This window comes from Alphaproteobacteria bacterium, assembly GCA_025210155.1.
Taxonomy (GTDB): domain Bacteria; phylum Pseudomonadota; class Alphaproteobacteria; order Rs-D84; family CASDRH01; genus JAOASE01.
Map to the genome: position 1 here is coordinate 25425 of JAOASE010000012.1, position 14464 is coordinate 39888.

General features: G+C 29.8%; 14 protein-coding genes. 9 read left to right on the plus strand and 5 right to left on the minus strand.

Features of this window, described 5'->3' with window-relative positions; translation table 11 throughout:
* Positions 1-110 precede the first annotated feature (110 nt).
* From rpmJ to N4A44_04970, 5 genes are all read left to right on the plus strand, one after another.
* Positions 111-236 (plus strand): 50S ribosomal protein L36, encoded by a 126-nt coding sequence (rpmJ, locus tag N4A44_04950; protein ID MCT4552987.1) that lies wholly within the window; start codon positions 111-113, stop codon positions 234-236.
* Positions 237-451: 215 nt separating this feature from the next.
* Positions 452-823: a hypothetical protein gene (locus N4A44_04955; GenBank protein MCT4552988.1), complete on the plus strand. Its 372-nt coding sequence runs from the start codon at positions 452-454 to the stop codon at positions 821-823.
* Positions 720-2546, plus strand: coding sequence for an Rne/Rng family ribonuclease (locus N4A44_04960; GenBank protein MCT4552989.1), 1827 nt, complete (start codon positions 720-722; stop codon positions 2544-2546). Before N4A44_04955 ends, N4A44_04960 begins: the two co-directional genes overlap by 104 nt.
* Positions 2539-3507, plus strand: a complete 969-nt coding sequence (locus N4A44_04965; protein ID MCT4552990.1) for an RluA family pseudouridine synthase — start codon at positions 2539-2541, stop codon at positions 3505-3507. Before N4A44_04960 ends, N4A44_04965 begins: the two co-directional genes overlap by 8 nt.
* 17 nt (positions 3508-3524) lie before the next feature.
* On the plus strand, positions 3525-5960 hold the full coding sequence (locus tag N4A44_04970; protein MCT4552991.1) for an AsmA family protein: 2436 nt from the start codon (positions 3525-3527) through the stop codon (positions 5958-5960).
* 23 nt (positions 5961-5983) lie between these two features.
* Here N4A44_04970 and N4A44_04975 read toward each other — a convergent pair whose 3' ends face one another.
* The 4 genes from N4A44_04975 to N4A44_04990 form a co-directional block, all read right to left on the minus strand.
* Positions 5984-6781, minus strand: coding sequence for a hypothetical protein (locus tag N4A44_04975; protein MCT4552992.1), 798 nt, complete (start codon positions 6779-6781; stop codon positions 5984-5986).
* A 15-nt stretch (positions 6782-6796) separates the two neighbouring features.
* Positions 6797-7357 carry a nucleotide exchange factor GrpE gene (locus N4A44_04980; GenBank protein ID MCT4552993.1) on the minus strand — a complete coding sequence of 187 codons (561 nt, stop codon included), beginning with the start codon at positions 7355-7357 and terminating at the stop codon, positions 6797-6799.
* Between the two features lie 25 nt (positions 7358-7382).
* Positions 7383-8699: a Tol-Pal system beta propeller repeat protein TolB gene (gene tolB / locus N4A44_04985; protein ID MCT4552994.1), complete on the minus strand. Its 1317-nt coding sequence runs from the start codon at positions 8697-8699 to the stop codon at positions 7383-7385.
* Between the two features lie 125 nt (positions 8700-8824).
* Positions 8825-9355 (minus strand): nucleoside-diphosphate kinase, encoded by a 531-nt coding sequence (locus N4A44_04990; GenBank protein ID MCT4552995.1) that lies wholly within the window; start codon positions 9353-9355, stop codon positions 8825-8827.
* Positions 9356-9631: 276 nt separating this feature from the next.
* Between N4A44_04990 and N4A44_04995 the strand changes: the two genes are divergently transcribed.
* Together N4A44_04995 and N4A44_05000 are read left to right on the plus strand one after the other, a co-directional pair.
* Positions 9632-10645, plus strand: coding sequence for an AAA family ATPase (locus tag N4A44_04995; protein MCT4552996.1), 1014 nt, complete (start codon positions 9632-9634; stop codon positions 10643-10645).
* Complete coding sequence (locus N4A44_05000; protein MCT4552997.1) at positions 10632-11441, plus strand: TatD family hydrolase; 810 nt, start codon at positions 10632-10634, stop codon at positions 11439-11441. The genes N4A44_04995 and N4A44_05000 overlap by 14 nt, the downstream gene beginning before the upstream one ends.
* Before the next feature lie 25 nt (positions 11442-11466).
* Here the strand turns inward: N4A44_05000 and N4A44_05005 are convergent, their stop codons facing one another.
* Positions 11467-11919, minus strand: coding sequence for a division/cell wall cluster transcriptional repressor MraZ (locus N4A44_05005; GenBank protein MCT4552998.1), 453 nt, complete (start codon positions 11917-11919; stop codon positions 11467-11469).
* Positions 11920-12176: 257 nt separating this feature from the next.
* On the opposite strand from N4A44_05005, the gene N4A44_05010 reads away from it, so the two are divergent.
* Positions 12177-12491 carry a hypothetical protein gene (locus N4A44_05010; GenBank protein ID MCT4552999.1) on the plus strand — a complete coding sequence of 105 codons (315 nt, stop codon included), beginning with the start codon at positions 12177-12179 and terminating at the stop codon, positions 12489-12491.
* Positions 12492-12665: 174 nt separating this feature from the next.
* On the plus strand, positions 12666-14459 hold the full coding sequence (locus tag N4A44_05015) for an ABC transporter ATP-binding protein/permease (protein ID MCT4553000.1): 1794 nt from the start codon (positions 12666-12668) through the stop codon (positions 14457-14459).
* Positions 14460-14464 lie beyond the last annotated feature (5 nt).

Below are 14464 nucleotides of genomic sequence, written 5' to 3' on the forward strand. Positions count from 1 at the left end.
TTTAAAAAAAATTTTGTCTAAAGTTGATTTGAAGAATTGAGTTGACTTTCTTATTTTAATGTGTAATATACCCAACATATTGAAAAAAGAACAATTTTATGAGGTTTGTTATGAAAATTAGATCATCTTTAAAATCTTTTATGAAAAAGGGTAAGTTAATAAAAAGAGGTAAAACACTAATAGTTATTGACCCTAAAAACCCTAGGATTAAAGTTAAACAAGGTAGAAAAAAATAAATTGGTTTTGTTTTTTGACTTGATTTAGATTGAGTTAAGATACTTGTTTTATTATTGATATAGGAGCTCTCTGGAATTCTGGGGAGTTTTTTATTTCATATGATTGTTTTCACAACCGTAGTGCGTTTAATAATTAACTTGCCTTTTTTTTGCTATTATAATAATATAGGTCTATTAAACGAAAGAAATTTTTTAAAACGATAACAGAGGTATAGATGTTTTTAGATGTTAGGCAAATATTAAGACCTGATTTTCAATGTTTTTTTACATTGTCTATTCTGTTATTGATTTTTTCAAATAAAAGTGAAAAAGAAAGATATGCTTTTGGCAATTTTTCTTCTTTTTTAGTCGCTTTGGCTACAAATAACTTAATAAATAAATTTGGTGCTAAGAAAATTTATGCAAGAAATAATCTCATAAATAATAGTGCTGATTATATAGGAAATGGAGCTTTAATGGGAAGCTCGAAAGGATTGATTAAAAATGACAAAACAAATGATGATAGATTATACTCATCCGGAGGAAACTCGTGTAGCCTTAACGGAAAATGGGTATCTTCAAGACTTCGAAATAGAAACAACTACTAAAAAAGAGTTGAAATCTAATGTGTATTTGGCGAAAGTTGCAAGGGTAGAACCTTCTTTGCAAGTTGCTTTTGTTGAATATGGTGGTGGTAGACATGGTTTTCTGCCGTTCTCAGAAATACATCCAGATTATTATCAAATACCTGCAAAAGATAAAGAGGTATTCCTTAGTTCTATGAAAGGGGATACTGACTTTGTTGATTCTGATATGGAAGAATTAGATGGTGATGATGATAGAGAATTTGTAAAAAATAAAGAAAATAGACATGTTGTAGAGACTTTTTCTGAAGATGATGATGATCATGAAAAATCTTTTGAAGATTTAAAGAAAAGTCTTTTGGCTAAATATAAAATACAAGATGTTATTAAACCGAGACAATTACTTCTTATTCAAGTTGAAAAGGAAGAAAGAGGTAATAAAGGAGCTGCAGTTACAACCTATCTTTCTTTAGCTGGTAGATTCTGTGTGTTTATGCCAAATTCTGGAAAGAAATTAAAATATGGTGTTAGTAGAAAAATTTCTTATAGACCAGAAAGAAGAAGAATTAAAGATATTCTTTCTAAATTTAAAATTGCTGATGGTCAAACTGTTATAGTTAGAACTGCTGGTGAAGATAAATCTAAGAGAGAATTGAAAAAAGATTATGATTTCTTAATGTCTGTTTGGGAAGAAATTAAAGAAAAAACAGTTCATTCTGAAGCGCCGGCATTAATTCATGATGATGGAAATCTTTTGAAAAGAGCATTTAGAGATATGCTTAAGGAAGATATTGATGAAGTTATTATTGATGGAGATAAAGGTTTTGAAAAGGCTAAAGAGTTAGTAAAAGGTTTAGGTATTAAATCTAAAATTATAACTAATCATAAAGGTAAGGTTCCTTTATTCTTGGATGCTGGTATAGAAAGACAGATTGAAGCTATGCATTCTCCAATAGTTCAATTGAAATCAGGAGCTTATTTAGTAATAGATCAAACAGAGGCTTTAGTTTCTATAGATGTTAATTCAGGTAGATCTACTAAAGAAAGAGATATAGATTCTACAGTGTTGAAGACTAATATTGAAGCTGCTAAAGGTGTTGCAAGACAATTGAAGATGAGAGATATGTCTGGTTTGATAGTTATTGATTTTATTGATATGTCTAATCCTGAAGATAATTATAAGCTTGAACAAGAAATGAGAAAAGCTCTTAAAGATGATAGATCTCGTGTTCAAATGGGTAGAATTAATAATTTTGGTTTGATGATTCTTTCAAGACAAAGATTAAAACCATCATTTATTGAAAGTAGTTATAATGTTTGTCCTCATTGTGAAGGAACAGGATTGGTACCTTCTGTACAAACTGCATCAGTTATGACTATTAGACACATTGAAGAAGCTTTATTAGATAAACATTCTGATAGAATGGTTGTTAATGTTCCTTCAGAAGTTGGTTTGTATATATTAAATCAAAAGAGATATGATATTTCTAATTTAGAAGAAAAATATAATACTTCTATTATAATCATGGGAGATGATACTCTTATGAATTATAGAGAGTATAAAGTTGAAAGATTTTCTTTAAATAAAAATTTAGATGGTTTTATGAAAGAAAAAGAAAGTGTTGGTTCTAGAAAAAATTATAATAAAAAATCTAAACAAGATAGAGAAACTATAAAGGGCACTAGAATTAATAAAAGAAATAAATCTTCTAATAAAAAATCTAAGAAGGGCATTTTTAATGGTTAAGATTATAAACATTGGTGAGAAGTATGATGGAGCAAGGTTAAATAGATTTTTCTTAAAGGAATTTCCAGGTTTAACTAAATCTAATTTAGAAAAGCTTCTTAGAAAAGGTCAAATAAGAGTAAACAAAGGGAGAGTTAAATCTTCCTTTGAGCTTTCTTCAGGTGATGAAGTTAAGGGGCCTGAGTTTTTAAATGATTTTGTCGAAGCAAGAGAGAATAAAATTTCTTTTGATGAAAAGACAATGAAAGAATTTAAAGATTCTATCATTTATCAAGATGAGAGTTTGTTGGTTGTTAATAAACCCTCAGGTTTAGCATCTCAAAAGAGTAAGTTTGCCAAGGTTGCTTTGGATGAAATAGCTAAAGCTCATGATGAGAATTTAAAATTATTACATAGGCTTGATAAAGAAACATCAGGTTTGGTTATGTTTGCGAGAAACTTAAAGGCTGCTAAGAAGTTTTCAGAATTCTTTAGAGAAAGCTCTATTCACAAGACTTATGTTGCTTGTGTTAGTGGTACTATGCCTCAAGAAAGTGGTCAGATAAAATCTTTTCTTTATGAGGATGAGAAAACTGGTAAACAAGCTAGTAAATCTGATATATCTGGAATTAGAAGAGAGGATAGACCTAAATATAAGAGATCTTTAACTGAGTTTGAAGTTAAGGATGTTGTTGCTGGTAAATTGGCTTTTGTTGAATTACATCCTTTGACGGGAAGAAAGCATCAATTGAGAGTTCATATGTCAGATTTGGAATGTCCTATTTTAGGTGATAAAAAGTATTCAGATATTAATGTAAAAGATTTTTCTGAAGAACTTAGATTCAATATTCCTGAAAATATGTTTTTACATGCTTGGAAGGTTGAGTTTTTCCATCCTATTTTGAGAAAGAATGTAAAATTAAAAGCTGATTTTCCATCTCACTTTAAAAAGTTAATGAAGCATTTTGATACTAGCTTTTAAATTTTGAGGGCTTAAAAATGAAGAAGAAAAATAAAAGAAAATTTTTTAATAAGGTTGCTTGGAAAAAGCGATTAAAAAAGTTTAAGAAGAAAATATATTCTTTTAAAACCTATGTTACTTTGTTGCATAAAATTTTTAATTTTCTTTTACTTTCTTTTAAAACAATATTTATATTATTAATAATTTTATTAATATCTTCTAAGTTTATTTTATCTTTTATTGATAGTTCTGATTATAGAGATGATATTTCAAATTACGTTAATGAAAGTTTGGGTGTGGAACTTCTTATTAATGGTGATTTGGAATTGGATCTTATGTCTCCAAATCCGAAGCTAGTTTTTAATGATGTTGTTTTTAAAGATGAAATAGAGTTTTTAAAAGCTAGAGAAATAAAGATTGAGATTTCTCTTTGGGAACTTTTCTTTAATAAATTATCTTTTTCTAATTTAGAAGTTTTTGATGGGACTTTAATTATTAATAAAGAGGTTATCAAAAATATTGCTGAAGAAGTGGATGAAGAAGATTCGGCTTTTAAAACGATTGATAATAATACTTTATTGTTAGATAACAGTGAGAAAGTTGAAAAAGACGATTCGACAGGCTTTATATCTAGATATATTGATAGATTGAAGTTTTCTTTTGATAGTATTTTTATTCAAAATTTTCATATTATAGCTAATAAAAAGGATATAAAAGTAGATGCTTTGAAATTAAATAATGATAAATTTCAAAGTAATTTTAGAGGTATTGTAGATTACAATAAGAAAAAAATTAAAATTGATTTTGATACAAATGAGATCGAAAAATTAGTTGATAATTTGATAAATGATGGAGAAATTTTCTTAGATGGAGAAGTTATTTTAAATGGAGCTAAGTTAAAGACTTTAATGAAAGTTGGAAACTTTTCTTCTGACTTTAAAATTGTTGGAAGGTTGGATTTCGTTTCTGAAGATTTGTTTTCTAACTTAAAAAGTTTTGATATAGAGGCAATTTCTTTACCTACTTTAAAAGCTAAATCTAACTTTATTTTTTCTAAAAATTATTTAATGTTTTCTGATATGAAATTAGATTTGGGAAAATCTAATTTAAGAGGAAGTGTTGAAGGTGAGTTTAATTCTAAGAGACCTAATTTTAAAATTTTACTTGAATCTGATTACATAGATTTAGATGAGGTTTTACAATATGAAGAATATGCATCAGAGGAATTAGATGAAATTATAAAAAAAGATAAAGAGCTAAATGCCTTTAAGGATATTCCACTTTTTGCAGATACTTTTAATTCTTTCAATGTGAATGTTAATTTAGACTTTAAATATTTTGTTGCTTATCGAAATTTAAATCTTTCAAATACTAAATTTGATTTTGTTTTGAATGATGGTATTGGAATATTAAAATCGTTTAAAACAAATATAGCAGATGGATTTGTTGACATGCTTGTTTTAGCAGATGTTTCGGATGGTAAAAATTTAGTATCTTCTTTAAAGCTTAATGCTGATAATGTTGTTGTTGCAAAAATATTATCTCAAGTTGGTTATGAAGATTTTGCTAAAGGTGGAGCATCTATGCTTAGAATTGCTTTAGATTCAAAGGGAACTGATTTAGAGGAGTTGATGGCGAATTTAAATGGTTCCGTAAAGGCAAGGACTATAGAGGAAATGAAGGTTGATGATTTAGGATTTGAATCTTTAAGTTCTGATTTATTAACGACTACATTAAAGGCAGGGACCAATGCAATAAAGACAGTTGGTGATACTGTTAAAGATGTTTTTGTTAAAAAGAAAAAAAGAAATAAAAAGAAAAGAAAAATTAGCTGTATATCTACCAACTTAAATATTAAAGATGGAAAAACTAAAAGTGATAGAGGTATTGCTATGGAAAGTTCTAAGTTTAATATGGTTATTGATGGATATGTAGATTTTAAGAAAGAGGAAATGGACGTTTCAATTCTACCAGTTAGAAAAGAAGGATTTAAATTAGGTCTGAATGTAACTCCTTTAGATCTGATAGCTATTAAAGGATCTTTGGCTGAACCTAAGATAGTTATTGATGAAAACTCTTTGACTAGAGAGGCTAGTGAGTTGGCATTTATATCTCTTGTTTTGGCTCCAGTAACAGGCGCTACTAGCTTAGCAGCTACTGGTTTAACAACGGTGTTTACTAGGTCCTTGTTGGATGAAGTTAATAAAGATGAGCATCCTTGTAGAACAGCTTGGTTGGGTAAAAACAATGATAATAAAGATGTTAAGTTTAAAGAAGAAGATAGTTTGTTGGCTGATAAAAGATTTGGAGAGGTTTCTTATAGGGCTGAATTTTTGAAAAAGAATATAGATGCTGAACTTAGAAAATCTAAGTTTTCAATAAAAAAGAAGTTGGAAGTTAATGAGGATAAATCTTTAAACTTAAAAAATGAAGTAGATAATATTACAGATAAAAAAGAAAACCTTCAAAATTAATTTGAAGGTTTTTTGTTTTCTTATTAGTTTAGTTCTTGATTACAAGATGGACATTTCTTAAATCCAAATCCAGTAACTCCTTTTATGCAATTAAATATATAATATACATTTGTGAACATTATTATGCCTAGACCAATATTAGTTGCGAATGGATATACTAATAATCCGATTAATGATAGTGAAAGAGTTGTCATCCAGAAAATGCTTATGTTTGATAGTAGTGCACATTCTTTTTCTGAAAGGGCTTTTTTCATTGTAAATCTAATGATACTAGCGGCTATAAGTAATATTACAGAGATAACTGAAAATACAGGTATCATCAGAGCTAGTTTCATATATTTTAAGAATTCATTGTTTGATAACTTTTCTTTTATTTTTGTTATAATAGGATGAGATTTTTGTTTTGCAATTTCATCTTTAACGTTTATGTCTAATTTGAAATTAGCTTTTGCTTTTGATTTAACTTTCTTTTCTATGTTTTTAAACTCTTTAGGAGTTTCTTTTTTGAAAAGAGATGATGCAATAGATATTGCATTTTTACTGCTAATTTCTTTTTTTACTATATCTTTTGTTTCATCTTCAGTTGTGTCGAAAGATTTTTTTATTTGTTTTTCTTTTTCTTTAACAACATCGTCGAAACCTTCGTATAGTTGATATGCTTTATAGGCATCATCAGCTTTTTCAACATATTGTATTGTTTTTTGATTTATTTCTTCTATTTTTGGTAGGTGTTTTGTTACAAAAATATAGCTTGTTAGATATGGTAATAAAAGAACTATGAAAAGTAATTTTATAAAATATTTTTTTAAGAATTTCATCATTGTTTTTCTCCGTTTTTATTTAGCTACAACAACCATAGCTTCTTTTATTATTTTTCCGTTTAAAGTGTAACCTGTTTGTATTTCAGAAATTATAGTTCCGCTTTTTTCACCAGTATTTTCTAATTGTTGAATTGCAGAGTGTTTTTCTGGATCGAATGCTTTACCTATGCTTTCTATTGCTTTAATACCTTGTTCAGAAAGAGATGATTTGAAAGTTTCTTGAACTAGCTTTAAGCCCGATATAAGATTTTTGATATCGTTGTTTAAAGCTTCTTTTTTATGCGCTTCTTCGAAAGAAAATATAGTTCTGTTTAAATTATCAAGAACGGGTATTATTGAGTTTGCAAAAGATGATTTCGCACTATCTGTTCTTAATTTTATTTCGTTTAAACTTCTTTTTTTTGTGTTTTCTAGTTCTGCGTAAGATCTAAGAAGTTCATCTTTTAAAGTTTTAATTTCTTCTGTTTTTGAACATGCTTTATTTTCTTTATTCTTGCAACATTTTTTTCCTTTGTTACATTCTTTGTTTTCACAGTTCTTTTTATTTTGACAACATTCTTTATGTTTATCAGTCATTTTTTTTTCCTTTCAGATTTTGTTTCTATTGAAGTAATGGAGACCATGATGGGTCAGATGCTTCAGTAGGTGTGTAAAGTTCTCTCTCGTTATAACCTGTAATGTCTATAGAATAAACTCTAGTTTCATCAGTGTTTCCGATTAATTCTTGTTTGTAATATATAAGCCTTCTTCCATTTGGAGACCAAGATGGAGATTCTAAATTAAATGCTTTTGTTAAAAGTCTTTCTCCAGATCCATCTGTATACATAACTCCTAAATAGAATTCACCTCTTAATATTTTTATGAATGCGATGTAATCACCTCTTGGTGACCACATAGGATCTCCATATCTACCTTCTCCGAAGCTGATTCTCCTTGCATTAGATCCGTCTCTATCCATTGTGTATATTTGAGGCCTTCCACTTCTGTCAGAAACGAATGCCACTTGTTCTCCATCAGGGGAGAAGCTTGGAGATGTATCTATTCCAGAATTTCTTGTAAGTCTTTCTAATTCTCTTGTCATTAAATCCATTTCGTAAATGTCTGTATTTCCTTTTCTTGCTATACTCATAATTAATTGGTTCCCGTCAGGAGAGAAGACAGGTGCAAATGACATTCCTGGGAAATTTCCAATTATAGATTGTTGACCTGTTTCTAGATTGAAAAGGTAAACTTGTGGTTTGTTGTTGAAGAAAGTCATATAAGTTATTTCTTGTGATGCAGGTGAGAAGTTCGGAGTGAATACAGGAACTCTTCCGCTAGTAAGGTATTTTAAATTTGCACCGTCTTGATCTATGATTGCCATTCTTCTTTTTTTATTTAGTGCAGATCCAGTTTCTGAAATGTAAACAATTCTTGTGTCAAAGTAACCTTCTTCTCCAGTCATTCTTTTGTAAATTAAATCGGCTATTATGTGAGAAATTCTTCTCCAGTTATCTTTTGTTGTTTTTAGAGATTGTCCTTCTAATCTTTGTTGAGATGCTATATCCCAAAGGTGAAAATTAACTTTTATTTTATTTCCGCTATCTTCAGTAACGCTTCCTTTGATAAGAGCTTTTACATTTATAACATCCCAATCATTGAAAGTTGGAGCGTCATCTGTGTTGTCTTCATCGTTTATAAATTGTTTTTTATCAACAGGTAAAAATAATCCAGAAGACTTTAAATCATTGGAAATTACTTTTGCTATTTTTTGACCTATTGTTTTAAGTTCTTTATCTTGTCCTTTTAAATCAGGTATTGCTATTTGAATAGGTTCAAATTTACCTTCTGTGATATCTATTTTTAGTGCGGCAAAACTTTTACTTGGTAAAATGCTTATAATACTTGCCAGAAATATATTTCTAAATATTTTTTTCATACTTATTCCTTCTTTTTTTGATAGTAATATTATGCAATTTACCGTTATTATTTTCAAGTGTTTTTTCAAAGAAAAACCTCCATTTATATAGGAGGCTTTTTTGTAATATTAATATGATTCGACTGTTAATTGAACCAAAGATTGATTTCATGTTCAGCTTCTTCTTTATTTCCAGATGCGTGAACAAGGTTTTTTATAGCTCTTAATTCTTTGTTTGCAAGGTCAGGGCTGTCTGAAGAAAATCTTCCTCTAATGCTTCCAGCATCTGCGTCACAAGGGATTGTGAATCCAACAATGTGTCTAACGTTTTTGATGGCATTATTACCTTCTAAAACCATAGCAACTACTTTAGATGACATCATATAATCTACAAGCCATTTTTTCACTTGCTTTCCAATTTCTGCAGGATTTTCTGTTCCTAGATCTGACATGATATCAAAGCCTAATTCTTTATATGAATTTAATGTTTTTTCTCCAAGTCCATTAATCCATTCAGGTGTTGATTGATAATGGTTATCTAGAAGTTCTTCATTCGCTTGAACCATTTTGATGTCTGCAACTCTTATTTGAGCTCTTTCAAATGTTGCGATAATTTCTCCGATTAAATTTCTTTCAACTCCGTCTGGTTTTACTAGTACTAGTGTTTTCTCTATCATGATGATTCCTTTCTAAATCTTTTGCACGAGCTAATCGTAATAAATAATTTTTATTTAAAGCGATCGAGTATTACTTATACACGATACTTTATCTAAAAATCATTTTTACTTCTATTCGCACAAAATCTTTGAAAGATATAAGTGCGATGCCTGTGATAATTTCTTTGTTATATTATATCATTTTGGATTTGTTTTTCATAGGAGAAAATGTTTTTTTATTATCTTGAAAGATTGTTTTTTACTATATATAATAAGTAAAATTATTAAGGTGTTTTAATGGCAAATATTAATTCTAGAAATAATCCAAATTTATTAGGGCATTCAAAAAATGAAGAGCTTTTTTTGAAGTTATTTAATAGTGGGAGAATGCCTCATTCTATAATTTTATCCGGTCAAAAAGGTGTTGGTAAAGAGACTTTTGCTTTTAGGGTTGCTAGATTTCTTTTTGCTTCTCAAAATAATTGGGTTAAAGATTTTTCAACAATGAGTTTGGAGGAGGGTAACCCTGTTTTTGAAAAGATGGAAGTTGGTGGTTTTACTGATTTAAAGCTTGTGGAAAGAGAAGTTAATGCAAAAACTGGTAAGAGAGCTAATGTTATAAAGGTTGAGCAGGTTAGAGAAATTGTAGAATTTTTTCAAACATCATCTTCAGAAGGTGGTTGGAGAGTTGTTATTATAGATGAAATGGAAGCAATGAATCAGAATGCGGCAAATGCTTTGTTGAAAACGTTGGAAGAGCCGCCTGTTAAAACTTTGTTCTTATTAGTATGTAATAATATTGATGCAGTTATGGATACTATTAAGTCTCGTTGTAGAATTATGAATTTTTCTGATTTGGATGATGATATTGTTTTTGATGTTGTTAAACAGTTAAAGCCATTGATTGATGATGAAAGTATTAGAGATTCTATTTATTTTAATAAGGGATCTGTTGGAAAAGCCATTGAATTTATAGAGTGTGGTGGTATTGAAATTTTAGAAGAGATGAAGTCTATTTTTTCTGCGTTATCTATTGGGAGAAGAGATTCTTTAATTTCTTTTGCTGGTAAAGTTGCTAGAAAAGCTGATGATTTTGATGTTTTTAAAAATTTATACTTTGCATTGCTCTACGATCTTATTAGATTTGGTGAAAGCAAGAAATTTACATTGAGTGTTTCTTGTGAATTAGAAAATGTTTTTGAATTAAAAGATAGATTTGAGAAGTTTTTTGTTTTAGAAAAGTCAGTTAACTTGGAAGCTCAGTCTATTATTATTATGGCTCTTGAGGAGGTTTTTGATGTTTGTAGATAGTCATTTTCATTTTTTTACTGAGAGTGAAGAGGATAAATATGAAACTATAGGTAAAGATAATAGGCAGATTGTTGAAGATGCTTTAGAGGCTGGAGTTTCTAAAATGTTAGCAGTTTCTGCTTCTTATGATGATTGGAAAACTATTAGACATTTTATAGAAGGTTTTAAAGGTAAAGTTTTTGGTAGTTTTGGTTTTCATCCTCATGAAGCTTCTGAAATTGATTTCGATTCTGAAGAAATGCAGTTAGAGAATTTGATTAAGCATTTTGAGATGTTGGGCGATGGTTTTGTTGCTATTGGGGAGTGTGGTTTAGATTATGCTTTTCCTGATACTGATAAAGAGGCTCAAAAAAGGTTGTTTGACTTGCAAGTTGAGATGGCTTTGAGATTGAAAAAGCCTTTGATTATTCATACTAGAGAGGCTGATGAAGATGTTTATCCTATTTTAAAGAAGTTTGCTGAAAAAGGTGGTATGGCAGTGATTCACTGTTGGACTGGTGATGAGGAGTATGTTAAAAAGTATTTGGATTTAGGATTTTATGTTTCTTGTTCTGGGATAACTACGTTTAAGAAATCTTTGGATTTGCAAAATCAATTTAAAAATATAGTTCCTATGGATAGGTTGTTGGTTGAGACTGACGCTCCTTATTTGGCTCCTGTTCCTGTTAGAGGAAAGGTTAACGTTCCTTTTAATGTTAAGTATGTTGCTGAGTTTGTGGCTAATATGAAGGAAATTGGTCAGGAAGAATTCAACAAACAGGTTGAAAATAACTTTAATAATTTGTTTTTGAAATAAAAAAGAGCCGAAATGGCTCTTTTGTTTAGTCTTCTTTCCTTCTTTTTAGGGTTGGGCGATTCTCTTTTGCTTTTATCAATGCCTCATTTTGAGCTTTAGCAAATTTTTCTTTATCCCATATTTGAAATGTTTTTCCTCGTCCAACGAAGCAGGCTTCTCCTTTGATGCCAGCAAATTCTACTAAGTCAGCAGGAATAACTACTCTGCCAACGCTGTCAAATTGAAGTTGTCTTGAATCTGCGAATATTAATGATGATAGTTCATCTTGTTCTTCTGAAAATGTGTCTAGGTTGTCTACGGCATTAGATAAATCTTCCATTCTAGAAATTGAACAACCTTCTATGCAGTCATTTGTGAACGACTTATATAATATGATTCCTTGGAAGTTTTCTTTAGATATAGCGGAGCGAAAAGTAGCAGGAACAGATACTCTTCCTGTTTTATCTATTTTGTTTATGAATGTAGATAAAAAAATCATATTTCATTTCCTTTATATAAAGACTTTTAAAACAATTTTCGAATCGTTTTTTGTCTTTATAATTTATTTTTAGCATAACATTTTTTGACAGTCAATGACAAAATGATGTTATCTTTTGCCAAAAGTATAGTTATTACAGTGTTTTAAAATACAGATTAATAAAAAAAATTTTTTTACTTGACTTTTGTCTAAAATCTTTCTTAGATAGAACTATACAAGGTTGATGTGGATCTTGTATAAAATAGAGGGAGTGTGTTATGTCAAATAATTCTAAAAGTGCTGTTATCAAAAATTTGTTGGACGTCTCTTTAAGTGGAGTTTTTTGGGTTGATGCTCAAGGGAGTGTAGTAACTTTAAAAGAAGTTGTTGGAAGAAGAGGTTCTTTAGACGGCTTAACAATTGAAGAACTACAAGGCGCGTTTACAGCTTTACAGATTAAACATCAAGATTTCTCAAAATCATTCGAAGAAAAAAGTGAACTTTTAGCTGAAGTTAAAAAAATGGTATTTGCTTCTGTTAAAAATATGGTTGCTGTTCTTGAAGAAGGTCAAAGAAGAGAAAATATAGTTTAATCTATTTTTATTTATGGGATCCCGATGTATATACTTTTATATACTGCTGGTTTAACCCCTCTAAAAAATGGTCGAAATATTTAGAGCCTCCTTTTTGGGGCTTTTTTTTATTTTCTTGAGTTTTTTCAGGTTTGATTCTATAATTCCTTGAACAAATTATTATAAGGAATGTTTATGTTTGGAAAGAAAAAGAAAAGAAAAGCTCTTTCTGCTGAAGAAAAAAGCGGATTAATGAAAAGAGTTTATAAAGATTATGGAAAACCTAATTTGAAAGGTTTTGTTTTTGCCTCATTGATACTTTTATCGGGTTCTTTGATGGAAGCTTATGCTATATCTTTATTGAAGAATATTTTTGACGAAGGGTTTTTGAAAAGTAATATGGATGTTTTGTATTTCATATCATTTCAAATAACAGCTCTTTATGTGTTTAAGTCTATTATTAATTATTTTGGAGGTCTTTTAATTGCGAAGATATCTTTGGATGCCGTAAATTCTTTGAGAAAAAGAGTTTGGGCTCATTTATCTAATTTAGATATGTCGTTTTTTGATAAGAATAATTCTTCTATATTTATTACAAGGATTACCAGTGATTGTAGTGCTATTATTAATATAATAACTTCATCTATAACAACTGTATTTAAGCAAGCTGCAACGGCTTTTGCTATGATTGGTCTTATGGTTTGGTATTCATGGAGAATGACTTTGGTTACTTTTGTTTTTATACCTATAGGATTCTTGCTTATTAAGAAAATAGTTGGAAGAACTAAGAAGATTGCAGGTTCTCTTAAAAAGGAAAGTGAGAAGTTGCTTGGTAGATTAACAGAGTCTCTTCAGGCTATAAAAGTTGTTAAGGCTTATGGTATTGAGAAGACGCAGGCTAAGCAGGTTATATCTGTTTTGGATGAGCAAAATAGGTTGGCTTATAAATCTGCTAGAGTTTCTAGTAGAGCTACTCCTATAATGGAGTCTTTATCTGGTTTTGCTACAGCTGCAATTATAGTTTCAGGTGGTATTTGTATTGCAAAAGGTTATATGACAACAGGTGAGTTTGTTACGTTTTTAACAGCTTGGGTTGCTGCTTATAAACCATTAAAAGCAGTTGGTAAATTCTCTGTTAGTATGCAGAATGGATTGGTTTCTGCTGAAAGAGTTTATTCAGTTTTGGATGAAGAACCTCGTATAGTTGAAGTTAAAAAACCTAAGAAGTTTGCTGGTTTGAAGAGTGATATTTCTTTTGAAGGAGTTGATTTCTCTTATGATGGAAAAAAACAGGTTTTAAATAGTGTTGATTTGGTTATTCCAAAAGGTAAGACGGTTGCTTTTGTAGGTGCTTCTGGTAGTGGAAAATCTACTATCTTGAGTATGGTTTTAAGATTATATGACCCTACTAATGGAGCTGTTAAATTTGATGGAGTTGATTTGAAAGAATATTCTATTAATTCTATTAGAAAGCAAATGGCGTTTGTTTCTCAGGATAATTTCTTATTTGATGATAGTGTTAAAAATAATATTGCTATTGGTGCTGGAGATCATGATTTTGATAAGGTTTCTTTGAAGAAAGTTAAGGATGCTGCGAAGAGTGCTAATGCAGATGAGTTTATTGGCGGTTTTGTTGATGGATATGATTCAGAGGTTGGAGAAGCTGGTGGTAGGCTTTCTGGTGGTCAGAAGCAAAGGCTTTCAATCGCTAGGGCTATGGTTAGAAATGCATCGATTCTTCTCTTAGATGAGGCTACTTCGGCATTAGATACTAAGTCGGAAAGAGCTATTCAGGATGCTATAGAAAAAATGTCTGAGGGTAAGACTGTTTTGGTTGTGGCTCATAGATTATCCACAGTTATGCATGCTGATATTATATATGTTGTGAATGAAGGTCAGATTGTTGAGTCTGGAGATCATGACAAGTTGCTTAAGAAAGGTGGTTTTTATAAGGCGTTGTATGAAACGCAATTTAAGAAGAAGTCTTAGTAATT